This window comes from Methylobacterium fujisawaense (genome assembly GCF_039619325.1).
GTDB lineage: Bacteria > Pseudomonadota > Alphaproteobacteria > Rhizobiales > Beijerinckiaceae > Methylobacterium > Methylobacterium fujisawaense.
Map to the genome: position 1 here is coordinate 1,562,592 of NZ_CP155000.1, position 24,830 is coordinate 1,587,421.

Consider the following 24,830-nt stretch of genomic DNA (forward strand, 5'->3'; position numbering starts at 1 on the left):
TGTCACTTACGGCCCCTGGCCAGCCGTGCGGCCTCGGGAAGGCGTCGCAGCCGCAGCATCGAGACGAGCCCCAGGAACGGCCCGATGGCGAGCAGCGCGAAGGCGAACCGCCATCCGAGGAAGGTGCCTGCGAAGGCGATGAGCTGGATGCTGACGAGCGTCAGCAGGAAGCCGACGCAGGTCTGCACGGTCAGCATCGTGCCGATCAGCCGGCGGTCGCTGAGCTCGCTCACGGCCGCGGAGAACTGCGCCGAATCCGCGATCACGGCCACGCCCCAAAGCAGGCCCACCGACAGCACGGCCCAGGCGGGGCCGCCGAACAGGAAGCCGACCGCGATGGCGCAACAGCCGCTGGCGAGCATCGATGCGCCGGTGACCAGGGTGCGTCCGAACCTGTCCGCCGCCCAGCCACCCAGCATGGCACCGAACGCCCCCGCGGCGACGACCGCGAATGCCGCGAGTTCCGGCGGGAACGGGGGGGCGTTGCCGTAGCGCTCCCGGAAACTCGCCGCCATGAAGGCGCCGATCCAGGCCCACATCGCGTAGAGCTCCCACATGTGGCCGAGATAGCCGAGATTGGCCAAGCGCACGCCGCGGTTGCGCCACGCTTCAAGGGCGTTCTCCAGGCGCAGGGGCGGGGCCTCCGACCGGATCGGCCCGAGCTGCACGAAGCGGATCAGGACCGCCGCCAGGAGTGCGCCCAGCGCCGCACCGAGCACCGGCAGGTGCCAGTCGAGTTGGCCGAACGCCGCGACGAGGTGCGGCAGCGCCGAGCCGAGGGTGAGCGCGCCCACCAGCAGGCCGATCAGCAACCCCAGGTCGCCCACCGCCCAGGTGGCGGCGATCTTCATGCCGACCGGGTAGACGCCGGCCATGCAGGCTCCCGTCACGAAGCGCAGCAGCGGCACCATCGGCGAGGTCGGCTCGAAGGCCAGCATCAGGAGGTTGGCGACGCCCGCCGTCGCGGCGCAACCGCAGAACAGCCGGCGCAGGTCGAACCTATCGGCCAACCCAAGCAGCGCGCTGACCAGGGTGCCGGCCACGAACCCGGCCTGCACGCTGTTGGTGAGCAGGGCCTCTTGGAACGGGCTCAGCGACCAGTGGGTGCGGATCGCGCCGATAGAGGCGGTTGTCGCGAACCACGTGGCCATGGCCGCCACCTCGCTCAGGAGAAGCAGCACAATCGCTGCCCGCTTTGCGGTGGTCGTCGCGGTGTGGACTACGTCAAGGGACGCCATGGCCACCGCGCCTCACTTCGCGGCCGTTTGGGCCGCGATGGGGCAGCCTCCATCGGCCATGGGCCGGAACGCCTGGTCACCGGGGATGGTGTCGAGGAGCTTGTAGTAGTCGTAAGGCCCCTTCGACTCCGACTGGTCCTTGACCTGGAACAGGTAGAGGTCGTGGATGGTGCGCCCGTCCGCGCGGATCGAGCCGTGGCCGAACAGCGGGTCCTCCGTCGGCATCGCCTTCATCTGCGTGACGACCTCGGTGCCGTGATGCGCCTTGTCCTTGTCGATGGCGGCGATGGCCTTCATCCAGTGGAGCATCGACGCGTAGGTGCCGGCTTGGTTCATCGTCGGATAGCGCCCGCCGTTGCGCGCCGCGAACCGCTTCGCCCAGGCCCTCGTGCCGTCGTTGAGGTCCCAGTAGAACGCCTCGGTCAGGGTCAGGCCGTGGGCGACCTTCAGGCCGACCGAGTGGATGTCCGAGATGAAAGCGAGGAGCGCGACGAGCTTCTGGCCGCCGTCGGTGAGGCCGAACTCCGAGGCCTGCTTGATGGCGTTAATCGTGTCGCCGCCGGAATTGGCAAGCGCGACGACCTGCGCTCCGCTGCCCTGGGCCTGGAGCAGGTAGGAGGAGTAGTCGGTGCTCTGGAACGGGGCGAGGACGTGCCCGAGGGACTTGCCGCCGGCCTTGGTCACGGCTTCGGTTGCATCGCGTTCAAGGGCGTGGCCGAAGGCGTAATCCGTCGTGAGGAAGTACCAGGACCTCCCGCCCTGCTTGATCACCGCCCGCGCCGTGCTGTTGCCGAGCGCCCAGGTGTCGTAGGTCCAGTGAACATTCGTGCGGGTGCAGTTCTTGCCGGTCAGGTCGGAGGAGCCGGCGCTTGCGATGAGGAAGGCCTTGTCCTTCTCGCTCGCGATGTTCGACACGGCGAGCGCGACCGACGAGGTCGGTACGTCGACGATGGCGTCGACGTGGTCGACGTCGAACCAACGCCGCGCGATGGCCGCGCCGACGTCGGCCTTGTTCTGGTGGTCGGCCGAGAGAACCTCGACCCGGAAACCCTTTGCTTCCGGCTTGAAGTCTTCGACGGCCAAGCGTGCGGCCTCGACGGAACCGGGCCCCGCGATGTCGGCGTAGAGGCCGGACTGATCGTTCAGCACGCCGATGCGAAAGGTCGGAAGGGGATCGGCGTGCGCGGCCGACATGCCGCCGAACAGCGTCGCCAGCGCAAGTGTAACCTTCATGGTCGTTCCTCCGTTGTCGTGAGCGGACTGCTATTGTTTTTGTCAGTCCGGCGGCGGCGCCGCGTTTGTCTCTAAGTCATCGTACCCAGGACTTCCTTGTGCTCTCTCGGTTTGATCTTCACCTGATCTGACCTGCGTGGGCGAGAACGCCTAGCGGCTGACGTCGACGACGACGCGTCCGCGCACCCTGCCCGCCATCAGGCGCTCCGCGGTGGCCACGACATCCGTCAGGCCGATCTCGTCCGTGATCGCTTCGAGCTTGGCCGGGTCAAGGTCGCGGACCAGCCGACCCCAAGCCTCAAGCCGCTCGGGCCGCGGGCACATCACGCTGTCGATGCCGATCAGGCTGACGCCGCGCAGGATGAAGGGGGCCACGCTCGCCGGCAGGTCCATGCCCTGCGCCAGACCGCAGGCCGTGACCACGCCGCGGTACTTCGTGGCGGCGCAGACATTCGCGAGGGTATGGCTGCCGACCACGTCGACGGCTCCGGCCCAGCGCTCCCGGGCGAGCGGCTTGCCCGGCTCCGAGAACGAGGCCCGGTCGAGCACCTCGGCCGCGCCGAGGCCGCGCAGGTAGTCAGCTTCCGCGGGACGCCCGCTAACTGCCACGACCGTGTAGCCGAGGCGGGATAGGAGGGCGACTGCCGTGCTGCCGACGCCGCCGGCCGCGCCGGTGACCACGACCTCGCCCTTGTCGGGGCTGACGCCGTGGCGTTCGAGCGCCATCACGCACAGCATTGCGGTGTAACCGGCGGTGCCGATGGCCATCGCCTGGCGCGGCGTGAACGCCTCGGGCAACGGCACGAGCCATCCACCTTTGAGGCGCGCGACCTGCGCCAGCCCGCCCCAGTGGGTCTCGCCGACGCCCCAGCCGTTGAGCACCACGCGGTCGCCGGCCTTGTAGTCGGGATGCCGGGACTCGCGGACGGTGCCGGCGATGTCGATGCCCGGCACCATCGGGAACTTGCGCACGACCGGGCCCTTGCCGGTGATCGCGAGTCCGTCCTTGTAGTTCAGCGTCGAGTAGGCGACGTCCACGGTGACATCGCCCTCCGGCAACTGCGCCTCGTCGATCTCACGCAGGCCGGCGCGGTGGCCCGCCTCGTCCTTCTCGATCAGGGTTGCCTTGAACATCGGGTGCACTCCGCGGGTGGGGCTCAGCGCGCCAGGTACGCCAGGAACAGGGCGGCGAAGAGGTCGAGGGGCTCAGGGCTTCGCTCAAGCTTTGCACGCAGGACCGCGCCTTCCCAGCCGATCCAGAAGAAGGCGGCCAGCGCTTTGCAGTCGGCGTCCGCGGCGATCTCGCCGACGGCCTGGGCGTCGCGCAGGCAGCGTTCCGTCCGCGCCTGCCAGTCGAGGAGCACGCCGTGCAGGCGGTCGCGGAACGGCTCCGGCAAGGCGCTCATCTCCTGGCCGAGATTGCCGACGACGCAGCCCCGGCGAAACTCGTATCGAGCCATGCCGGCACGTGCGTCGGCGACGAAGTTCCGGATGCGCTGGATTGGAGCCGTACTCTCATCAAGCAACCAGCGGTCGAGCTTGCGCGCGAAGTAGGCTGCGTACGCCTCGATCAGTTCGGCGCCGAAAACATCCTTGCTCGCGAAGTAGTGGTAGAACGAACCCTTCGGCACACCGGCGTTGCGCAGAACCTCTTCAAGACCGGTTGCCGAGTATCCCTTCTCCGATAGCAGCGCGACGCCTACCCGGATCAGAGCCGCACGCGACGTGCCGTAAGCCGGGTCGGGCCTGGGCGGCCGACCCCGCTTGCGTGCCGTGACAACAGAGGCAGCATCAATCTGCATGATTTAGAAATAGACCGGTTGATTATTAAATGCAAGGAGCTTCATAGACGCTCTTCGGGTGCGTTTCATGTGCCGACCTCTACGTCAGCAAGCCATGTCATCCGCTGAATCAGACCGCGCGGTGGGCGTTGCGGCCCTGCTCGTCACCGCGCTCGGTTGGGGGCTGGGATGGCTGGCGATGAAGGTCGTCCTGCAAAGCTGGCCCCCGCTGTTCGGGCGAGGCTTGGCGGGAGTGATGGCGGCGATGTTGCTCGCCACTCTAGCGCTCGTGCGCGGCGAGCATCTCACCGTGCCTCGTGGGGCTTGGGCCCGGTTGGGGATGGCCGCGTTCACCAACGTCTTCGCATGGATGGGCTTCTCGGCCCTGTGCCTGCGCTGGATCACCGTCGGCGAGGCGGCCCTGCTGGTCTACTCGATGCCGATCTGGGCCACCTTGTTCGCCTGGGCGCTCATCGGCAGTCGCCCGACGGTGCGGGGCTTCGTTGCGCTCGCGCTCGGTCTCTCCGGCATCGGCGTTCTGCTCGGCGCCGGCGGAGGGGCGCTCAGCGTCGAGAAACTTCCCGGCATCGGCTTCGCGCTTGCCGCCGCGATGCTGTTCGCGTTGGGCGCCGTTCTCAACAGAGCCGCCTTGGCTATGCCCCCGTTCGCGCTGACCGCTTGGCAGGTCGGGCTCGGCTGCCTGCCGATGGTGGGCCTCAGCCTCGTCCTCGAACAGCCGGCGGTGACGTCGCTCAGCGCTGCGAGCGCTGTAGGGTTCGCTTACATGACCCTGATCCCGATGGCGGCCTGCTACTTGTCATGGTTCGCGGCCCTGCGTCGGCTGTCGCCCGTGGCGGCGTCCACGTGCATGTTGCTGGTTCCCTTGATCGGCATCCTCTCGGCAGCCCTGCTGCTCGGGGAGCCCTTGGGCGCGCGCGAAATGGTGTCAATGGCGCTGACGCTCGGAGGTGTCGTCCTCGCGCTGAGGAAGTGATCGCCCTAAGCCATCATCGACGGCTGTCGATGAGATAGCGGCAGTCATCAAACTGGAATGAGCACGCGAAGCTGATCCTAGTCAGCGCCTTCGAACGGCTGCTGCCAGCGGTGTCGTTGGCAACACACTACGACAGGGTTGGGTCGGTAGAAGGCCGACCGTTTTTCCGGCCAGCCTTCTCCGAAGCGGTCATACCGCTTTCGGCCAATTCCAGCCAACACCCAAGCGTCCGCTTACTTCGAACCTGCTCCCAAAACCGGAACAGCAGCAATCCACCCATCGCGGACGGACCGCTGGCGACCCAACACAGCCATACGAACGGTCGTTGGCGCTAACCGCAAGCAGACATCCGTTGGTTATCGACAGCTTCGGTTCAGCTCGGGGCGTCTAACGGGGCCCGCAGGCAAACTCGCTGGCTGGCGGGCGAGCCGTGCGTGGAGCTCGCGGGCTATGTCCTGATCCGCCCGGCAGGCAGCGTAGCGGCGGGCAAGCGCCGCGCAGGCGAAGAGCTGCGCTTGGTGGAACAGCATGAGCGGCAGCACGACGAGCGCCACCCCGGGGCCGGGGAACAAAATGTTGGCCATCGGGATCCCGCCGGCCATGCTCTTCTTCGAGCCGCAGAACACGACTGCTATCTCGTCGGCGCGGTCGAGGCCGAGCAGGCGGCAGGCCGCCGTTGTGGCGGCGAGCATGGCAGCCAGCATCACACCATCAAAGCTCAGCACGATGAGTAGGTCGTGTAGCCCGACCCGCCCCCAGATCCCCGCGACCATGCCCTCACCAAAGGCCGCGTAGACGATGAGTAGGATCGAGCCGCGGTCGACAAGCGCCGTGACAGCGCGGCGGCGTTCAAGCGCGGGCCTGAGCCAGGGGCGCAGCGCCTGTCCGAGGGCGAAGGGCAGCAGCAATTGGAGGGCGATGCTACCGAGAGCGTGCGGGTCGATCCCTGCCCCATGGCCGCCGAGTGTCAGGGCAACCAGTGCCGGGGTGAGCACTACGCCCAGCAGATTGGACATTGAGGCGCTGCAGAGGGCCGCTGAAACGTTGCCGCGCGCGATCGCCGTGAAGGCGATCGAGGCCTGGACTGTGGAGGGCAGCAAGCAAAGGAACAGTAGGCCGGCACTCAGTTCCCCCGGCAGAAACAATCGCGACGCCCGCGCTGTCGCCAGTCCGATCAGCGGGAACAGGACGTAAGTGCTGGCAAAGACGAGCGACTGGAGTCGCCAGTGCGATATTCCTTCGACCACTGCCTCCTTGGACAGCTTCGCGCCGTAGAGGAAGAACAGTAGCGCGACAGCGGCTGTGACGGCGTGGCCGACCCACACGGCCATCGCGCCGCGCGCGGGCATAACTGCGGCTAGAGCCGTTCCCGCTTACGTAGCGACGGCCAAGTCGTTGTCGTAGCCGGCGGCGGCGAGGCTGTTGCGGCACTCGTCTGGGGTGAAGCGGGTGAAAGCGTGCCGGATGGCGTTCCAGAGGTCTGGCACGGTGCGGGCGGCTGCGCTCCGCAGCAGGGCTTTCAGCTTGGCGAAGATCTGTTCGATCGGGTTGAACTCGGGGCTATAGGGCGGAAGGTAGAGCAGCTGTCAGGCGACACGGCAAACTGACCCCCTGACGCCATGAGGATCTGACCCCCTCGATGAGCGAGGAGGTCGAGATGATCAGGAACGAGGCTCAGGCTCTGACGCGGATGGACGATCCGTGGAGGGCCGAGATGAAGACGCCGGACGACGTGTCGGCGATGATGCGGCTGCAGGCGCTCGGCTGGGGCGCGAAGCGGATCGCAGCCGAGCTTGGCTGTTCGAAGAACACGGTGAAGCAGTGGCTGCGACGGGGGGATTGGCGCCCCTGCGCGACGCCCTCGCGCTCGAAGCAGCTCGACGGCTTGGCGGACTGGCTGGTCGAACGCTTCCGGCAGCATGCGGGCAACGCCGACGTCGTGCGCCAGGATCTGGCGACCGAGAAGGGCATCCACGTCAGCCTGCGCACGGTGGAGCGGGCGGTCGCGCCGTTGCGGCGGGATCTGGTGATCGCCGCGCGGGCGAGCGTGCGGTTCGAGACGCGGCCGGGCGAGCAGATGCAAATCGACTTTGGCGAACGGCGCGTCGAGATCGGCGGCGTGCCGACTCGGGTCTCCCTGTTCGTAGCGACGCTCGGCTACTCGCGCCGCCTGCACGTGCGTGCCTTCGGCCACGAACGGCAGGAGGACTGGTTCGCCGGGCTGGAGAGCGCTTTCCGGGCTTTCGGCGGCGTGCCACACGAGGTGTTGCTCGACAACGCTCGCGCCCTGGTCTTGCACCACGACCCTGTGAGCCGCGAGGTCGTCCTGCACCCGCGCCTGCACGCCTTCTCCCGCCACTGGGGCTTCCGGGTGCGGGCCTGCGCCCCGTACCGGGCGCGCACGAAGGGCAAGGACGAGCGCGGCGTCGGCTACGTCAAGAACAATGCCGTGGCCGGCCGCCGCTTCGCGAGCTTCGCAGCCCTGGAGGCGCATCTCGATGCCTGGACGCGGGACGTCGCCGACCGGCGCGTGCACGGCACGACCGGCGAGGCGCCGGGCGAGCGGTTCGCCCGCGACGAGGCTCGGGCGCTACGGCCGCTCGCGGGCGTGCCGCCGTTTTCCGCCGCGCGCGATCTCGTGCGCCGGGTCGGAGCGGACTGCGCGGTTGCGGTCGACGGCAACGCTTACTCGGTACCCTGGCGGCTGATCGGTGAGCGGGTGCGGGTCACCGTGAGCGGAGCGGTGGTGCGCGTCCACCACGGCGGACGGGAGGTCGCCGCGCATGCCGAACTGAAGGGACGTCACGGCCGTGCGGTCGACGACGCTCATCTGGCCGGGCTCGTGGGTAGCCGTGAGCGACCGGCTCATCGGCGCGACCCGCCTCCTCTCGTGGCGACGCCGGAACTGCTGCGTCCGCTCGCCGAGTACGAGGCTGTCGCCGGGGGAGGCTTCTGATGAGCGAGGAACACGATCACCTCACCGTACTGCTCGACCGCCTGAAGCTGACGGCCATGCGTGACCAACTCGACAGCCTGATCGACGAGGCCGGCCGGGGCGAACTGACGATCCGCGAGGCGCTGACGCTGTTCTGCGAGCGGGAGATCGCCCGGCGCGATCAGCGGCGCATCGACATGGCCTTCGGGCTGGCCCGCTTCCCGTTCGTGCGCGACCTGACCGGCTTCGACTTCGGCGCACAGCCCTCGTTGGACAAGGCGCAGATCCGCGAGATCGCCACCGGCCGCTTCATCGCCAACGGTGAGGCGGTGCTGCTCCTCGGACCACCCGGGGTGGGCAAGACGCATCTGGCGGTGGCGATCGGGCGTGCGGCGATCGTGGCCGGCTACGGCGTGTTGTTCACCCCAGCCACGACGCTCGTGGCGCAGTTGGCCAAGGCGCACGCCGAGGGGCGGCTGGAGGAGCGGCTGACGCACTATGCCAAGCCGAAGCTGCTGATCATCGATGAGCTCGGCTACCTGCCGTTCGAGCCGGATGCCGCGCACCTGTTCTTCCAGCTCGTCAGTCGCCGCTACGAGCGCGGCGCGATGCTGGTGACCTCGAACCGGGCGGTGGGCGAGTGGGGCAGCGTGTTCGGGGACGCGGTGGTGGCCACCGCCATCCTCGACCGGCTGCTGCACCATAGCCACGTCGTCACCATCCGCGGTGACAGCTACCGCCTGCGCGAGAAGCGTCGCAGCGGACTTCTACAGAGGGCCGCTATCGTCCCCAACCCCACGCCCGTCTAGGCGAGGAAACCGGCATGGGGGTCAGATCCTCGTGACGCGAAGGGGTCAGTTCCGGTTGTCGCTTGAAAGCAGCCGGGCGCCGGCCGCCTCGACCCGCTCGCGGATGCCGCTGACCTTGTGAGCTTGCAGGTTGTCGAGGATCACGACGTCGCCGGGCCGCAGCACCGGGACGAGGCGGTTGGCGACGTAGTCGCGAAAGCGCTGGCCATTGGTAGCGCCATCCGCGAGGTCGAAGGCGCACAGGCCGGTGGTGCGCAGAGCGGCGGTGATAGTGGTCGTTTTGTAATGGCCCTGGGGCACGAGGAGCCGGCAGCGCTTGCCGCACGGGGCGCGACCGTAGCGGCGGGCCATGTTGGTGGCGGCCGCCGTCTCGTCGAGGAAGACGAGCTTGTCGGGGTCGAGGTCAGGCTGAGCCGCGAACCACGCCTCACGCGCCGCCTTCACGTCAGCCCGCTCCTGCTCAGTGGCGTACAGCGCCCCTTTTTACGGGTGATCCCATGGCGAGCGAAGAAGCGTGACAGCCCGCTCGTGCTGGTCTGCACGCCCTGCTCGGCCAGGGCGTCGCGCAACTCGCGCAGGAAGCGTTCGGGCCGGGCCTCGTCGAGGGAGAGGATCAGATCCGCATGCGCCTCGATCGCCGGCAGGCGGTCGTCGCCGTGCGTCGGTTTGGGGGCGACGTGACCCTGCTGCGCAAACCGTTGCGACCAGCGGCTGGCGCTCGACACGCTCACCCCGAACCGCGCCGCCGCCTGATGGAAGGAAGCGCCCTCTGTCACGGCCGCCACGACGCGCTCGCGCAGATCGACAGACAACGGTGAAGGCATCGCTGGCTCCTTCACCCGTCAACGCTCCAGCCACCGTCCTGTCGCAACACCGCCGGGCACGGCTCTAGTCTCATCGCGGAGGACGCCCGCCTCGCAGCACTCGCCGAGTATGATCTCGCAAACACGGCGCCTGCGCCTGCCTTCACCCGGATCGTCAATTTGGCTGCGCGCCTATTCGACGTCCCCACCGCCTTTGTCTCGCTTGTGCACCGTAATCATCAAGTTTTCCACGCGAAGATCGGCCTTGATCTGTGTGAGACAAGCCGAGAGGTCGCGTTCTGCTCCCATACAATTGCGCAGCGCGACGCCGTCATCATCCTCGACGCCACTCTCGACCCGCGCTTCAACGAAAATCCGCTTGTTACCGGACCGCCATACATTCGCTTCTACGCAGGGACCCCGCTTCACGCTCCGTCAGATCACGCCGTCGGTACGCTCTGTCTCGTCGATACGCGGCCACGCAACAGCTTCTCCGACGCGGACCGAGCGATCCTTCGAATTCTGGCTGACTTGGTCCTCGACCTGATGGAACTACGTCGGGTGGAGGTTGCCGAACAGGCGAGCCGAGCGCGCTTCGTCCAAATCGCCTCAACCTCGCCCGACGGTATCGTCTGCGCGGACGCCGCAGGCCATATCACGTTCTGGAACGATGCTGCGGAAAGGCTGTTCGGCTACAGCGCTGCCGAAGCGATCGGGCAATCGATCGATCTGGTCGTGCCCGAACGCATGCGCAGGGGGCATGACGGCGGTTTGCATCGGATCGCGGCCGGCGGTGAACCACGCCTCCTTGGCAAGACCGTCGAGTTGCCCGCGCGGCACAGAGGTGGGACAGAATTCCCGATCGAGCTGTCGCTGTCGCGCTGGGAGGACCAAGGACAACCCGCGTTCGGTGCGAGGATCCGCGACATCCGCGAGCGGCGCGCCAACGAGGAGCGCCTCTTCCGCCTCGCCCATCTGGATCCCCTTACCGAATTGCCTAACCGTGCCGTGCTTCGCGAGCGGCTGACCGAGATCGTCGGAGCCGCGAGGGCCGTCTCCGTGCTGATGTTCGACCTCGACGGCTTTAAGGAGATCAACGACAGCCACGGGCACGCCGTAGGGGACGCCGCTCTCAGGGCGATGGCTGCGCGACTGCTGGCCTGCGTGCGCTCCATCGATACGGTCTCGCGGCTGGGTGGCGACGAGTTCGTGGTCATCATGCCCGATATCGGTGATCCCCTGTGTGCGGCCACGCTCGCCGAAGCGATTATCACGGCGGTCGCGAAGCCGTTCGACCACGAGGGGCAGACACTCCGACTCAGCACGAGTGTCGGTATCGCGTTGGCGCCGGCACATGGCGAAAACGCCGACAACCTCCTCTCCTGTGCAGATCTGGCCCTGTACAAGGCCAAGAGCGAGGGGCGGCATTGCTACCGGGTCTTTACTCCACTGCTCAGGGAACAGGCTCAGCGCACCCACGTCCTCCGCGACGAACTCGGCCGGGCCTTTGAGAATGAAGAGTTCGTGTTGTTCTACCAGCCGCAGGTGCGCATGCGGGATGGCACACTGACCGGCGCCGAAGCGCTGATCCGCTGGCAGCATCCCGAGCGCGGACTCCTCGCACCCGCAGCGTTTCTCGACGTATTGGACAGGAGCCGCTACGCCGCTGAGGTCGGCGATTGGGTACTGCGCGCCGCCTGCCGACAGGCCTTAGCGTGGCGCGCAGCCGGCGCGTCGCGCTTCCGGATCGGCGTGAACCTGTGCGGCGCTCAGGTGCAGCGCGGGGACCTCGCCGAGACCGTGGAGACCGTTCTGGCCGAAAGCGGTCTGCCAGCCGATGGCCTCGAATTGGAGATCACGGAGAATATCGTTTTGCGCCACGATACCCAGTTGGTCGTCGCACTGCGCAGCCTCCGCGAGGCTGGCGTCGGCATTGCCTTCGATGATTACGGCACCGGCTATGCTTCCCTCAGCCTACTGAAGCGCTTCCCGCTGACTCGATTGAAGATCGACCGCTCATTCATCAGCGGCAAATTGACGTCGCACCAGGATGTGACGATCGTTCGGGCGATCCTGCAGCTGGGCCACGGCTTCAAGCTGGCAGTGATCGCGGAGGGGATCGAGACCGAAGCAGAGTACGCTGCCTTGCGTGCGAAGGGCTGCCAGGAGGGTCAGGGCTACCTGTTCGGCAGGCCAATGCCGCCGGACATATTTGCCAGCACTTTTGGGCTGGGTGTCAGGGCCGAACCGCCAGTCGCCTTGCTTGCCTGAAGCCGCCCGTCGCCCAAGCCTTCCGAACACCAGAGTTGATTCCTCTTGGTACATTGGTGGAGAGCTTGAGAGGCAGGGGCTTACTTCATAGAGACGGTGGAGTTTAGGGCTACGAGGTCCGGCACGAGTTTGTCGTCTATGACATCGAGATCGGCCATCTCGCCGTGCCGTTCCATGTTTCAGGCAACGCCGCGACGGTGAAACCAGGCTGATCCGGAGGCAGCCTCGACGCCGTGATCGAGGCTCAGATCAGGCTGCGACGCCAGCAGGGGCTGCAAGAGTCCCATCCGCGTCGTCCGGCGCAGCGTGGCGGCACCTCGTCGCGAAGCTGTGTGGCTTTGCTCCAGATGGAGCCGCCGCTGTTAACGGCGATGGCCGAGTTGAGCATGCCGTTGAACAAATCGCCGTGATCCAAAAAAGCCACAAAAATACGACTTTTGGTTGTATTATAGGATATTACGCAAATATTTGAACGCACATTCACGGCTTATGTCTTCGTTAGAAATTGCGGATCATTGATGGCTTGACCTGATTTTTCGCTCAATGATCTCCCGGACCGGTCGATGAACTTTCTCCAGAACTCAAGATTAGTCCATAAAGTCGCCCTGCCATTTTGCTTGATTATGGCCATAAGCGCTGGATTAGTCGCTTACGCGCGGTCAACGATGCGCGATATGGCCGCCCAAACAGCAATTATCGCCGATGTGAATGCTGGTCGGATCGACGCTCTCATGCATATGCGCGGCGGGATTACTGAAGCCGTTGTCATGGACCGTAATGGTCTACTGGAGCGGAACGCCGAGAGAAAGGCAAATTTCCGAGCTCGGCAGCAAGTCGCTATGACCGAGGCGCGAGCCGCCGCCGAAAAGCTCATCTCGCTGGCCGATACGCCTGACCGTCGCACGAGCAATACTGATGCTCAGCGGTCGATGGAAGCATTCTTCTCGATCCTGGATCGTGTGTACGACCTGGGCGCTCGGCAGCAGACGGAGGAAGCTTTCGCGCTCGGTCGCGACGTTGGAATTCCCGCTCGACTGAAGCTGAATGAGTGGATGGCCGACAGGGCAAAGGCGCAGGCCGACGAGCTTGCCATCGCCAAGACGCAGGCCACCCAGCAGGCGAGTGACGCGACGTACCTGCTGATTGCCCTCGCGGTGGGCGGCTTGGTCGCGGCGATGGTGCTGGCCGGTCTGATCATCGTGTTCGCCGTGACCCGCCCGCTCGGCAGCCTCGTCAGTGTGCTGCGGCGCATGGCAAGCGGCGAGATCGACGCTTCGATCGCCGAGGCTCGGCGTGGCGACGAGATTGGCGCGGTTGGCAAAGCGGTCCAGGGCATCAAGGACATGGTCGCCCGCAAGGCCGCCGAGGAGGCAGAAATAAAGCGCCGCGCCGACGAGGCCGCCGCTGCCGAGCGCAAGCGCACCATGGTCGAACTCGCCGACGGCTTCGAGCGCGCGGTCGGCGGCATCGTCGGCCTGGTCTCGTCCTCGGCCACCGAGCTCCAGGCCACCGCCCAGCAGATGACCGCCACCGCACAGGAGACCGCCGCGCAGTCTACCACCGTGGCAGCCGCCGCCGAGGAGGCGTCGACCAACGTCAACACGGTCGCGGCCGCCGCCGAGGAGCTCGGCTCATCGGTCCAGGAGATCGGCCGGCAGGTGGACGGCTCGGCGCATCTGGCGCAGCGGGCCGTCTCCGACGCCGATCAGACCGGCGCCCTCGTCCGGGAGCTGAGCGATGCCGTGTCGCGGATCGGCGACGTGGTCGGGCTGATCTCCAACATCGCCGGCCAGACCAATCTTCTGGCGCTGAACGCAACCATCGAGGCGGCCCGCGCCGGTGCTGCCGGCAAGGGCTTCGCGGTGGTCGCCTCCGAGGTGAAGGCGCTGGCCGAGCAGACCGCCAAGGCGACGCACGAGATCTCCGGCCAAATCGCGCAGATTCAGGCCTCGACCGGGCTGGCGGTCACGTCGATCGCTGGCATCACCGACCGGATCCGCGAGATCAGTGGCGTCGCCACTTCGATCGCGGCGGCTGTCGAGGAGCAGGGCGCGGCGACCCAGGAGATCGTGCGCAACGTTGCGCAGGCCTCGGCGGGGACGAGCGAGGTGACGGGCAACATCGCCGGCGTGGCGCAGGCATCGGAGGAGACGGGGGCTGCGGCCGGGCAGGTCCTATCGGCGGCCTCGGAGCTGTCGCGGCAATCCGAGCATCTCGGTGCCGAGGTCGCCCGGTTCCTCGCAACAGTGCGCGCCGCTTGATCCGCCCCCATCGTCGCTTCACGCGACTAATCGGCTGAACTCGCGAACGTCCGCTTCCGCCTCAAATTTGAGCGGAAGCGGACCGGCAGGATTCCACCCATTGCAGATGCGTAGCGTCCAAAATTCATGAGCCGAAAGCAGACGTCCACTCAGCCGGGTGGACGTCTGGCCCGTGTGGAACTGCCGTCAAGCCGATTGTCGCACGCGAGAGTGGATGATGATGTCGCTGGGCTCGGTGCTGACGGCCTCCAGGGCCATGCCCTTCGTCTCGACCCCGAGCACGAACACGACGACGCCCTGCACAAAGAGCCCGGCAGAGATCAGGCCCAAGACGGCCGTGATTCCACCCTGCATGTACAGAAAGGCGATCAGGAATGGGATGCCGATGTTGGCGAGGCGCCCGGCTGTGCTGCACAGACCCACGCCCCGCAGGCGGATCTCCGTCGGAAAGAGCTCGGGCACGTAGGCGGCGATGCTGAGCGCGCCGAGGATGAAGACGCAGGCCACGAGGCAGAATCCGAGCCCCATGACCAGCGCGGGGTGATCTGCCTGCGGGTAGGCCAAGCCGATCGCGAGGGCCACGAAGGAGAACAGGACAATTCCCCTTTTGCGCCCGAGGCTCTCGGCCAGCAGGCAGCCGATGAAGGCGCCGAGCGGTGCCCCGAGCGTCATGACGGCCGTGAAGCCGAGAGACTTCGTGACGGTCATCCCCTGAGCCAGGAAGAAGGTCGGCATCCAGGTGATGAAGCCGTGGGTGATGAGGTTGTTGACGATGTTGATGACGATACCCGTCACCGTTCGGCTCAGGAGTTGGCCCTGGAACAAGGCGGAGAGCGGAACGCTCGGGGCGGCGATCGGGGTGTGGACGGCCGGCACGGGCGCAACCTGCGATCCGTAGACCTGTTCCTCGATGCGGCGGGTGATGGCCTCGGCCTCGGCGTGGCGGCCCTTCGATTCAAGCCACCGGGGCGATTCCGGCATGTTCTTCCGGAGCAGCCAGACGATCCCGGCGCCGATCCCGGCTATGGCGAACATCCAGCGCCAGCCGAGATAGGGGATGATCAGAAAGCCGCCGAAGGTCGCCGCGAACAGGGCCGAGTTGGTGAAGACCGCGAGCAGCGCCGCGAACCGGCCGCGGATCGCGGGCGGCATGAACTCGGACAGGGTGCCGTAGCCCACGACGATTTCCGCCCCGAGCCCGAGCCCCATGACGAAGCGGAAGCCCGTCAGCCACAGGATGTCGGGAGCGAAGGCCGCCGCCATCGAGGCGATCCCGAAGATCGCGAGGTTGAACTGGTAGGTGAAACGCCGTCCATAGCGGTCCCCCAGGATGCCCGCGAGCCAGGCGCCGACGGTCATGCCCGCGAACGTCGCCGAGATGAACCACGCGTTCCGGTCGACGTCCGAGAGTCCCTCGCGGACCAGGGCTCCGAGGACCCCGGCGGCGAGGTAGATGTCGAACCCGTCGAAGAACATGCCTGCTCCGACGAGGAACAGCATGCGCGTGTGGAACCTGCTTCGGGGCAAACTATCCAGGCGATGCCCGATGGACGATCTCGTCATGGTTGCGTCCTCCCTCGCCGCCGAGCCGCATCGGCCCGGGGTCGTTGTGGTGTCTCCAGGTCGTCCGGGCTGAAGCTTCAGCCGTCGGCTTCGGCCTCCTCGCAGAGAAACCGGAAGGCGAAGCCATCGCCACGCGTCGCGATGCGCGCCGCGTGGGGTGCCATGAAGTGCCCTGGGAAGAGGACGCCTTCCGCTTCCGCCAACTGCGCCAGAAGCCGGCGGCGCGTCAGCGCGGCCGTGGCCGGGTCGATGCAGCCCATGCAGCTCCATTCGGGATGGAACACCTGGACGGGGTGATGAATGATGTCGCCCGTGAACGCCCCGGCCTCCGGTCCGCAGCGGAGCCAGACCGCCACGTGCCCCGGCGTGTGGCCGGGCGCCGGCGCGAGGTGGAGAACGCCTTCGAGGACGTGATCCTCATCGACGACGAGGGCGCGCCCCGCCTCGAGGATAGGCAGCACGCTGTCGCGGTAAGCCTGGAGATGCGGGCCGCGCGCGCCTTTCTCGTGTTCGGCCTGCCAGAACGCGTGCTCCGTCCGACCGAACACGTAGGTTGCGTTCGGAAAGGTCGGCACCCAGCGCCCGTCGATGAGCCGCGTATTCCAGCCGACATGGTCGGCATGGAGATGCGTGCACAGAACGTAGTCGATGTCATCCGGGGTGGCCCCGGCCTCCGCGAGGCGGTCCAGGAATGCGGTCGACAGGTTGCACCAGTCGGGCCGGGCGTCCCGAACCTTGCCGTTGCCGACGCAACCGTCGATCAGGATCCGCTTGCCCTCAGTCTCCACGAGCCAGGAATGCATCGAGAGCAGGATGCGCCGGCTTGCCGGATCGAAATGGTGGGGGGCCATCCAGTGTTCGTGGGCCGCGATGTCCGCTTCGGTCGCAAGGGGGAAGAAGCGCAGCACATCGAAGCTCGAATCGACCATCTCGACGATCGGCGTGACGGTCGCGCGCCCGACCCGGAACGTCATGCCACCGCCTCCCGCAGGACGAGGCCGTCGGGCTCTCCCGTCCCGGACGCGACGGCACCGAGTTCGTGACCTGCAGCCTCGCGCAGCGGCCGAATGCACAGCACCGACACCACGGACGCGGCGGCGATGTAGCCGGCGAGCGGCCACCAGCTCCCCGACCAGGCCCAGAGCGCCGCCGCGAGGACCGGCGTCGGACCGCTCCAGATCAACGTGGCAAACTGGTAGGCGACGGACACGCCGCTGTAGCGGATCGGAGCCTCGTACTGCTCGGCGAACAGGCTCGGCTGGACCGCCTGCGTGGTCGCTTGCCCGAAGACGAGGCCGCCGACGAGCGCCAAAGTAATGAGAGTCGCGCTGCCGGTCCCGATCAGCAGGAAGAACGGCACGATGAACAGCCCGGTGAAGACCATCCCGCCGGCGAAGACGCGCTTGCGGCCGATGCGATCGGACAGCGCACCGAAGAACGGCTGCGCCACGAGGCAGGCCGTGGCGGCGATCATGAGGGCGTTCAGCACCACGGGCCGGGGCACCCCGATGGCGGTCGTCATGTAGGCGAGGGCCCAGACGGCGAAGACGTGAAAGGAGGTGTTTTCAGCGGCCTGGGAGCCGATCACCAGGGCCGTCAGGCGCTTGCGATGCCCGATGATCGCGCCGATCGGCAGGGCTTCCCGCCGCCCTGACTGCTTGAGCCGCTGGAAGCTCGGCGACTCGGCCAGACGGCGGCGAATGACGATGCCGACGACGAGGAGCAGGCCACTTAGCAGGAACGGCACGCGCCAGCCCCAGTCGGCGAATTGGTCCGGGTTCGTCGATGCGGTCACAACCGCCATGACGCCGGAGGACAGCAGAAGGGCCGCAGGAATCCCCATTTGCGGCCAGCTTCCGTAGAATCCCCGCCGCTCCGGCCGCGCGTGCTCCACAACCATGAGCGTGGCGCCACCCCACTCCCCGCCGACGGCGAAGCCCTGGAAGAAGCGAAGGGCGGTGAGCAGGACCGGCGCCCAGAGCCCGACCGTCTCGTAGGTCGGCAGCAAGCCGATCAGGAAGGTCACCGCGCCCATCATGCCGAGGCTCAGCACCAGCATGGCTTTGCGGCCGATCCGGTCGCCGTAATGCCCGAAGACGATGCCGCCGATCGGCCGCGCCACGAACCCCACCGCGAAGGTCGCGAACGAGGCGATCATGCCGGTCGTAGCGTCCGCGGCCGGAAAGAAGAGCTTGTTGAAGATGAGAGCGGCGGCCGTCCCGAAGATGAAGAAGTCGTACCATTCGAGGGTCGAACCGACGAAGCTGGCCAACGCGACCTTGCGCGTGTCCATGCTCTTCCTTTGCATGGCCGTGTCCCTCCCTGTCTGTCCTTGCTCTTGTCGGCAGTGACGATCGGATGGTTCAGGCGGGCGATGGCCGGTCGATCGGAATCTCGACGTCGAGCAATGGCGCGTGCTGCTGGGCGCCGTAGACATCCGTGTCGCCGATGTCGCCGGCCGGCACGAGGCGCGGGAGGGTCGCCTTGAAGGCGGCAGCCGTGTCGTAGGGCGTGAACAGCACGTCCTCTTCCGCGACGCCATAGAGCTTGGCGAACAGGGCTGCGTTGAGCACGCCAGTCGCCTTCACCTGTCTGTAGACGTCATGGTCCTCGAACAAGACGTCGATCGTCACGAGGAACGGGCCGGCGTTCTTGCTCTTGCAGATCTGTGCGATGTCACGGATGCGCGGCATGATTACCCTCTTACCGTCTCGTATTCGATCGGGAACATCTCGTACGGGTCCTTCGGCGCGACCACGTGGAAGATGCTGAAGCGGTACATCGCCCCGAGTTCGATGTCCGACGGGCTGAACGGGAAGGCCATGTTGCCCTCCTTGCAGAGGCGGCCCGCGAAGTCGGCATGCAGCATCGAGGTGCGGGCCATCGCGACGACGGCGTTGGCGATGTCCTGGGTCCGGCCGACGATCTCGACGACGAAGCCGAGTTCGTGCGAGGTGATCGCCTTCTGGGGTTCCCAGGCAGCCATCACACCGTCCTTGCCGTAGGTCCGCACCACCATCGTGTAGTCCGAGGGCGGGACGCCGAACGAGGCGGCCTTCGTCGCCACCGTCCTGCGGTGGGTTTCGAGGTAGCTGTCAATCTGACCGATCAGCACCGGGTCCCGCGTGCCGCAGATCGTGATCGCCCGGTAGCCGACGCGCTCCACGCCTTCGAGCTTCACCGTGTAGGTCGGGGCGGGTGTCCAGGTCATGCCGCCGACCCTGACGGCACGGTCGCTGATCGCCTCGAAAGTGCAGGCGCTGGTATCGAGGAGCCCGCCCGGCTCGGTGTGATGGACCGGGCTCGCGTTCTCGTGCAGGGCGAAATTCGCCACGGCGAGCGGCGTCGAGCGGCGGATCGGGTTCGGCGGCTCGCAGACGATGTGATCGTCGCGGACCCGGAGGAAGATGTTGTCCGGCTCCTTCGGGATGGTCGGCTCCGCGCCGCATTCCAGCATCTTGCCGGCGTACCAGGCGGGCGCGGGCGGGATGCCGGCGCGCATGGCCGGGGCGGCCCACTGAGCCGGATCGCTGGAGCGGCCTGCGAGGATGACCTGGGCCCCCTCGTCGAGGGCGCGGGCGAAGGGCTCAGGCCCCATCATGCCGACGATGCGCTCGGCGCGGTCGACGGTCGCCTGATCCAGGGGCTTCATCTTGCCGAGCGGCCGGGTCTTCTCCTCGGCGATGCGGTCGCACAGCCAATCCTTGGGCTGCTCGGAATGGATGAGGGCCATCTTGAACGAGAGGCCCTCCTCGCGGGCGATCTCCCGCACGAGGGCGGCCGTATCCTGCAGGTGGGGCTCGCCGCCCGCGCCGCCCGACGTGCCGATGATGCAGGGGATGCGCGCCGCGACCGCGGCCATCAGCATCAGGCGCAGGTCGCGCTTCACGGAGAGCCGCGAGGTGAAGGATTTGCCGGAGCCGAGATAGTACGGTCCGGGATCGGTGCTGCCGCCATCGCAGCCGATGACGTGCGGCTCCCACGTCATGCCGATCTTCAGCGATTCCTCGGCGAAACCGTAGCCGAGGATCCCGCTGGTGGAGAGCATCCGAAATTCGTTCACGAGCTGCTCCTGCTGTGGGGCGTCGTCACCGGGACGAGGCGTTGGCGGCGGTCTCGGCGAAGGTGCCGAACCGGCCGTCGAGGTAGAGAAGGGGGTTGCGCCGCGGGTTGGTCGCCGCCGACAGGACGCGGCCGATGAACACCGAGTGGGTGCCGTAGCGATGCTCCGCCTCCAGCGCACAATCGAAGCTCGCCAGGGCATCCTCGATGATCGGCGACCCGTCCGGCGCCTGCGTGCAGGTCAATTGGTCGAAGCGGTCCTCGCCCTTGAGCCCGGTCCGGCCCGCGAAGAGGCCCGCGACCGCCAAGTCCACCTCGGCCAGGATGTTGACCGCGAACCGCGCCGTCCGGCAGATCACCGGATGGGCGCTGGCCGTTCCGTTCACGCAGACGAGCAACGTCGGCGGCGCATCGGTGAGGGAGCAGACCGCCGTCGCCGTCAGGCCGGTCCGCGCGCCAGGTTCGCCGCAGGTGATGATCGCGACGGCACCCGGAACCTCCCGCATGCAGCGGCGGAACTCGTCCGGGTCGACATGTGCCGCGTCGTCGACCCGCTTCGGCTTGAGCCATGCACTCATGACGAACTCCCAACCTTGCGCCAGTCCCCGGCCTGGGGACGCGGAAGACCGAGATTCTCCCGCAGCGTCGTGCCGGCGTAATCCTTGTGGTAGAGGCCACGCCGCTGCAGTTCCGGCACGACGTAGCGGGTGAAGTCTTCGAAAGCGCCGGGCGCGTGGGTCGCCGCGAGCACGAAGCCGTCGCAGGCTTCGCCCTGAAACCATTCCTCCATCTGGTCGGCGATGGATTTGGCCGTGCCGCAGAAGATCGGGAACTCGCCGATCGTGCCGCGTCCGGAGAAGTGGACGAAGTCGCGGACGGTGGGATTCTGCTTCCCGCTGAGGGCGACGACCCGGTCACGGAAGCCGCTCCAGGACAGGCGCGTCAGCTCCTCGTCGGTGAATTCCGAATCCGGGTCCTTCGAGTCGAAATCGAAGTTGAGCGCCTCGGAGAGCAGCACGACGGCATCGACGGGCTTGGCGAGGGCGCGGATGTATTCGCGGCGCTCCTCGGCGGCGGCCTGGCTGTCGCTGACGACGACGTAGCAGGCCGGGCACACGCTCACGCTGTTCGGATCCCGCCCCGCCGCTGCGACCGCGCTCTTGAGCTCCCGGTACTGCTTCCGGCCGGCTTCGAGGTTCGGATAGACGACGAAGATCAGCTCGCCCCAGCGGCTCGCGAAAGACCGGCCGCGGCCGCTCTGACCGGCCTGGATCAGCACCGGGTGGCCCTGAGGCGAGCGGGGCACCGGCAGCGGGCCCTTGGCCGCGAAGTACTGTCCCTTGTGGTTCAGGGCATGAACCTTGGCGGGATCGGCAAACTGTCCGGTCTGCTTGTCGAGGACGATCGCCCCGTCCTCCCAGCTGTCCCAGAGGCCCATGACGACCTCCATGAACTCGTCCGCCCGGTCGTAGCGAAGGTCGTGGGGCAGGTGCTCCGTGCGCCCGAAATTCGCGGCCTCGGAGTTGTTGAGCGACGTCACGACGTTCCAGGCGGCCCGCCCCTTGCTCATGAGATCCAGGGTGCCGAACAGGCGCGCGACGTGGAACGGCTCGTAATAGGTCGTGGAGTACGTGACGCCGACACCGAGGCGGCTGGTCACGGCCGCCATCATGGTGAGGATGCAGAACGGGTCCATCTTCACGGCCCGAACGCCGTTGGCGACCGCGTCGCGGTAGTCGTCGGCATAGATATCCGGCATAGCAAGCCGGTCGTCGAAGAAGGTGAGGTGGAACTTGCCCTCCTCCATGACGCGGGCGAGGCGCTGGAAGTACTCCGGGGTCGTAAAATCCGTGGCACCGCCCGGGTGCCGCCAGGACCCCGGGGCAATGGAGCAGTTCTGCGCCTGCATGAACCCCACCATCTTGATCTGGCGCGTGTCGCTCACCCCGCGACCTCCCTGTTCGTTGCGATATCGCCGCCCCACCGGACTGAGGACCGGTGCGGCTCGACTTTGCGCAAACGTTTGCTCAACTGATCGTCAGAATTATTTCGATCGGCGGGGGTCGTCAACGCAACGGGGCACGTATCGGGCGCCAAGAGCCGGATATTTCGTTGTTGCGGTGCGCAACTATGCGCAAATTTTTGCGCATAAATTGGCAACAAACACGAGGCAGGGATGAGCGAGCGGAGAGCGACGATCGTGACCGTCGCGGAGGCGGCAGGGGTCGCCCCCTCGACCATTTCCCGCGCGTTGAAGGGCGATAAGCGGATCTCGCCCGAGACCCGTGCGCGCATCGCGCGGGTGGCGTCGGAACTCGGCTATACGCCCTACGCCTCGGCGAGGGCCCTGGCCTCGGGACAGAGTGGGTTGATCGGGGTCGTCGTCGGCCCGATCACGAATCCCTTCTATACTCAGCTGCTCTACGAGGCGGTGCGCCAGATTGGCGAGCGCGGAATGCGCCTGCTCGTCATCCACGCGGGCCCCGGCCCCCTGGAGAACAGTATGGCGGACGCCCTGCTCCAGTATCAGGTCGATGGGTGCCTCATCAGTTCGGTGGATCTGCCGTCCCATGTCGGAGCGGTCTGCGCGGCGAACGCCGTGCCGGTCGTCATGGTCAACCGCGTCGCGCAGGCGGATACCTGTGCGGTGGTGTGCGACAACGAATTCGGCTCCGTGCAACTCGGTGAGTTGCTCCTCCGTCGCGGGCGGCGCCGAACAGCTCTGGTCCGCACCTCGACCCCTTCCTCGACCGCCCGCGAGCGCGACGCCGGGTTCACGAGCTTCATGCAGGCCGCCGGCCATCCGCCGGTGCTCCGCCTCGACGGCCAATCCTGCTACGAGGGCGGTTTCGCGGCGGGCCAGCAAATCGCGGCTTTGACGACGGCAGAGCGCCCCGACTCGGTTTACGCCGTGAGCGACATCATGGCCTACGGCGTCCTCGATGCCCTACGCTTGGCCGGCATCGCCGTCGGCCGGGACATCGCGGTCGTCGGGTTCGACGGCCTGCCACAATCGGCCCGGCCGATCTACAATCTGACGACGGTCGAACAGCCCATCGGGCCGATGATCAGCCGAGCGCTCGACCTGTTGCAAGCCCGGATGCGAGACAGGACGTTGCCGGACGAGACGATCTCCCTCCGAGGGCGGCTGATCGAACGTGGTTCGAGTCGATCCATTCCATGATCGCCGTGTGCCGCAAAGCAGATGATCCAATCGAGACGAATTTTTTAGGACAGATTATCTGCGTGTTCGCCTTCATCAGGAATCACTAGCGGCTTTCGCTCAGCTTTAGCTCTGAATTATCTTGAGCTCTGCGTCCGCGCGAAGCCATCACGCCGGGAAGCCCAAAAGACCAGGTAGGGTCGAGAGGAATCTGTCCGCTTTTCGGGGGCTTTTTCGAAGCAAACCGACGGCTTTCGGCCAGACTACGTCACGCCCCATCGCGATCACGCGCAGAACTGGCCGTTCGGCTTGGCGCCCATGCCGGACACACAGGAACGAAGGTCAATCTCTCTGATGCGGACACGTCCTCACGAGGCTTCCAAGAGGGCAGATGGAAGGGAGCAGGACGTCATTGTGACGGAATCACCCGCGCCCGCAAGAAGCCGTTCGTCGGCGATCGCTCGCGTATTGTTCACTCCGGCAAGCCGGCGATCTGCAATGACTCGGCATAAGTCCTTGCCATGCTGGCGAGTGGAACTGGGATACGGGCGAAGAACGCGCTTACTGTCAGGTCCGGCTCGACACGAAGCAGCGTGCTGACAGCGATGCGCGCCTGCTCGGTCTGACCGAGCTTTACGAGAGCAACCGCTAGGACACGTAAGGCCACCGCAAAGCGGCCGTTCTGGGCCAGCGCCTGCTCAGCCAAGCGGGCAGCTTCCGCATAATCCTCGTCGATGACCGAGGCGAGGGCAAGAACGCCGGACATGAGCCAACCGCGCGGGTCCCGCGGGTTGAGCTTTTGCGCGCGCAGTGCCATCGCACGGCCCTCGTCCCGGTTGCCGCACATAGTCTCGATCCAGCCTGCCAGGGTCAGGGCCATCGCCGAGTTGGGGTTGATGAGCAGCGAGCGGCGAAAGAGAATGCGTGCGCGCTCGCGGTCGACTCCAGCCATGTTCCAGATGGCGAACGCCGCCATCCAGAGCACTTGAGCGTCTTCGGGCGCGATCTCGACGGCGCGCCACGCCGCGCTGACGGCGGCCCTGCGGTCGGTGTCCGTTTGATGCATCCACCCTTGGAAGTGGCATTGCGCGCGCGTGTAGGCGGCCGCGGCCAGGGCTTGCGCGTAGTCTGGGTCCACGACCAGAGCTTGTTCGAAATGATCCAGCGCCGCTAACAGGCTCTCCGCGGTGAACGCGGCCAAATCGGCGTAGGCCCGCAAGGTAAGGTCGTAGGCGTCGAGCTGCACCGGGCGTTCCCGCTGCAGGCGGCCGAGCTCGGCGCGCTGGAGGGTCGGCTCGATGACCGCGGCGACGCACTCCGCCACTCGGTCCTGCAGGTCGAACACGTCCTCCGGATCCCCGTCGAAGCGATCAGACCAGATGTAGGCTCCGGAGGCAGCGTCGACGAGCTGGCCGGTGATGCGCAACCGCGTAGCGCTCCGGCGCACGCTGCCCGCGAGCACGTAGCCGACGCCGAGTTCCTGCCCGACTTGGCGAATATCGATGCTGCCACCTCGGTAGGTGAAGGAAGAATTGCTAGCGATCACGAACAGGCCGCTGCTTCGGGAGAGGGCAACGATGATCTCCTCGGCCATGTGTAAAGGGCGGACCAATTCCAGGCCGCCGTGGCGGAGCAAAATCAGGCCACTGGCAACGTGCAGCCTGAATGAAGAAGGGGCCCGATCGGGCCCCTTCTTCATTCGTCGCCGATCGTAAGG

General features: G+C 66.7%; 19 protein-coding genes and 2 pseudogenes. 6 read left to right on the forward strand and 15 right to left on the reverse strand.

Translation table 11 applies throughout. The features are described 5' to 3' along the window. Nucleotides 1-2 precede the first annotated feature (2 nt). From ABC766_RS07575 to ABC766_RS07590, 4 genes are all read right to left on the reverse strand, one after another. The gene (locus ABC766_RS07575) at nucleotides 3-1,181 is read right to left on the reverse strand and encodes an MFS transporter (RefSeq protein ID WP_345821664.1); all 1,179 of its coding nucleotides are present in this window, start codon (nucleotides 1,179-1,181) and stop codon (nucleotides 3-5) included. A 69-nt stretch (nucleotides 1,182-1,250) separates the two neighbouring features. Beyond that, a complete protein-coding gene (locus tag ABC766_RS07580) occupies nucleotides 1,251-2,471 on the reverse strand; it encodes an ABC transporter substrate-binding protein (RefSeq protein WP_345821665.1) in 1,221 nt (406 codons plus the stop codon). Nucleotides 2,472-2,621: 150 nt separating this feature from the next. Continuing rightward, entirely contained in the window at nucleotides 2,622-3,605 is a 984-nt protein-coding gene (locus tag ABC766_RS07585) for an MDR family oxidoreductase (RefSeq protein ID WP_345821666.1), read from the reverse strand. 23 nt (nucleotides 3,606-3,628) lie between these two features. Continuing rightward, nucleotides 3,629-4,273: a TetR/AcrR family transcriptional regulator gene (locus tag ABC766_RS07590; RefSeq protein WP_345821667.1), complete on the reverse strand. Its 645-nt coding sequence runs from the start codon at nucleotides 4,271-4,273 to the stop codon at nucleotides 3,629-3,631. Nucleotides 4,274-4,367: 94 nt separating this feature from the next. Between ABC766_RS07590 and ABC766_RS07595 the strand changes: the two genes are divergently transcribed. Next, nucleotides 4,368-5,246 carry a DMT family transporter gene (locus tag ABC766_RS07595; RefSeq protein ID WP_345821668.1) on the forward strand — a complete coding sequence of 293 codons (879 nt, stop codon included), beginning with the start codon at nucleotides 4,368-4,370 and terminating at the stop codon, nucleotides 5,244-5,246. A 356-nt stretch (nucleotides 5,247-5,602) separates the two neighbouring features. Here the strand turns inward: ABC766_RS07595 and ABC766_RS07600 are convergent, their stop codons facing one another. Both ABC766_RS07600 and ABC766_RS07605 read right to left on the reverse strand, forming a co-directional pair. Further along, nucleotides 5,603-6,577 (reverse strand): bile acid:sodium symporter family protein, encoded by a 975-nt coding sequence (locus ABC766_RS07600; protein WP_345821669.1) that lies wholly within the window; start codon nucleotides 6,575-6,577, stop codon nucleotides 5,603-5,605. Between the two features lie 42 nt (nucleotides 6,578-6,619). Further along, nucleotides 6,620-6,832 (reverse strand): annotated as a pseudogene (locus tag ABC766_RS07605) (transposase); the annotation flags it as partial. Nucleotides 6,833-6,903: 71 nt separating this feature from the next. Here ABC766_RS07605 and istA point away from each other — a divergent pair. Beyond that, nucleotides 6,904-8,202 (forward strand): IS21 family transposase, encoded by a 1,299-nt coding sequence (istA, locus tag ABC766_RS07610; protein ID WP_427902312.1) that lies wholly within the window; start codon nucleotides 6,904-6,906, stop codon nucleotides 8,200-8,202. After that, the gene (istB, locus tag ABC766_RS07615) at nucleotides 8,202-8,990 is read left to right on the forward strand and encodes an IS21-like element helper ATPase IstB (protein WP_127991182.1); all 789 of its coding nucleotides are present in this window, start codon (nucleotides 8,202-8,204) and stop codon (nucleotides 8,988-8,990) included. Before istA ends, istB begins: the two co-directional genes overlap by 1 nt. 66 nt (nucleotides 8,991-9,056) lie before the next feature. Here the strand turns inward: istB and ABC766_RS07620 are convergent. Beyond that, nucleotides 9,057-9,814 (reverse strand): annotated as a pseudogene (locus tag ABC766_RS07620) (IS630 family transposase); the annotation flags it as partial. A gap of 150 nt (nucleotides 9,815-9,964) precedes the next feature. On the opposite strand from ABC766_RS07620, the gene ABC766_RS07625 reads away from it, so the two are divergent. Further along, nucleotides 9,965-12,064, forward strand: coding sequence for a putative bifunctional diguanylate cyclase/phosphodiesterase (locus tag ABC766_RS07625; RefSeq protein WP_345822696.1), 2,100 nt, complete (start codon nucleotides 9,965-9,967; stop codon nucleotides 12,062-12,064). Nucleotides 12,065-12,627: 563 nt separating this feature from the next. Continuing rightward, nucleotides 12,628-14,325: a HAMP domain-containing methyl-accepting chemotaxis protein gene (locus tag ABC766_RS07630; protein ID WP_345821670.1), complete on the forward strand. Its 1,698-nt coding sequence runs from the start codon at nucleotides 12,628-12,630 to the stop codon at nucleotides 14,323-14,325. 186 nt (nucleotides 14,326-14,511) lie between these two features. Here ABC766_RS07630 and ABC766_RS07635 read toward each other — a convergent pair whose 3' ends face one another. The 7 genes from ABC766_RS07635 to ABC766_RS07665 all read right to left on the reverse strand — a co-directional run bounded on the left by ABC766_RS07635 (nucleotide 14,512) and on the right by ABC766_RS07665 (nucleotide 21,895). After that, nucleotides 14,512-15,825: an MFS transporter gene (locus ABC766_RS07635; RefSeq protein WP_244447735.1), complete on the reverse strand. Its 1,314-nt coding sequence runs from the start codon at nucleotides 15,823-15,825 to the stop codon at nucleotides 14,512-14,514. Nucleotides 15,826-15,965: 140 nt separating this feature from the next. Further along, nucleotides 15,966-16,862: an MBL fold metallo-hydrolase gene (locus ABC766_RS07640; protein ID WP_345821671.1), complete on the reverse strand. Its 897-nt coding sequence runs from the start codon at nucleotides 16,860-16,862 to the stop codon at nucleotides 15,966-15,968. Then, entirely contained in the window at nucleotides 16,859-18,181 is a 1,323-nt protein-coding gene (locus ABC766_RS07645; protein ID WP_345821672.1) for an MFS transporter, read from the reverse strand. The genes ABC766_RS07640 and ABC766_RS07645 overlap by 4 nt, the downstream gene beginning before the upstream one ends. Nucleotides 18,182-18,251: 70 nt before the next feature. Then, nucleotides 18,252-18,581, reverse strand: coding sequence for a DUF4387 domain-containing protein (locus ABC766_RS07650; RefSeq protein ID WP_043755507.1), 330 nt, complete (start codon nucleotides 18,579-18,581; stop codon nucleotides 18,252-18,254). A 2-nt stretch (nucleotides 18,582-18,583) separates the two neighbouring features. Continuing rightward, nucleotides 18,584-19,951: an acyclic terpene utilization AtuA family protein gene (locus ABC766_RS07655; protein ID WP_345821673.1), complete on the reverse strand. Its 1,368-nt coding sequence runs from the start codon at nucleotides 19,949-19,951 to the stop codon at nucleotides 18,584-18,586. A gap of 25 nt (nucleotides 19,952-19,976) precedes the next feature. Continuing rightward, nucleotides 19,977-20,528 (reverse strand): flavin reductase family protein, encoded by a 552-nt coding sequence (locus ABC766_RS07660; RefSeq protein ID WP_345821674.1) that lies wholly within the window; start codon nucleotides 20,526-20,528, stop codon nucleotides 19,977-19,979. Next, on the reverse strand, nucleotides 20,525-21,895 hold the full coding sequence (locus ABC766_RS07665) for an LLM class flavin-dependent oxidoreductase (RefSeq protein WP_426314798.1): 1,371 nt from the start codon (nucleotides 21,893-21,895) through the stop codon (nucleotides 20,525-20,527). The genes ABC766_RS07660 and ABC766_RS07665 overlap by 4 nt, the downstream gene beginning before the upstream one ends. A gap of 255 nt (nucleotides 21,896-22,150) precedes the next feature. Here ABC766_RS07665 and ABC766_RS07670 point away from each other — a divergent pair, with 255 nt between their 5' ends. After that, entirely contained in the window at nucleotides 22,151-23,134 is a 984-nt protein-coding gene (locus ABC766_RS07670) for a LacI family DNA-binding transcriptional regulator (RefSeq protein ID WP_345821675.1), read from the forward strand. Between the two features lie 451 nt (nucleotides 23,135-23,585). Here the strand turns inward: ABC766_RS07670 and ABC766_RS07675 are convergent, their stop codons facing one another. Then, nucleotides 23,586-24,812, reverse strand: a complete 1,227-nt coding sequence (locus tag ABC766_RS07675; protein ID WP_345821676.1) for a tetratricopeptide repeat protein — start codon at nucleotides 24,810-24,812, stop codon at nucleotides 23,586-23,588. Nucleotides 24,813-24,830 lie beyond the last annotated feature (18 nt).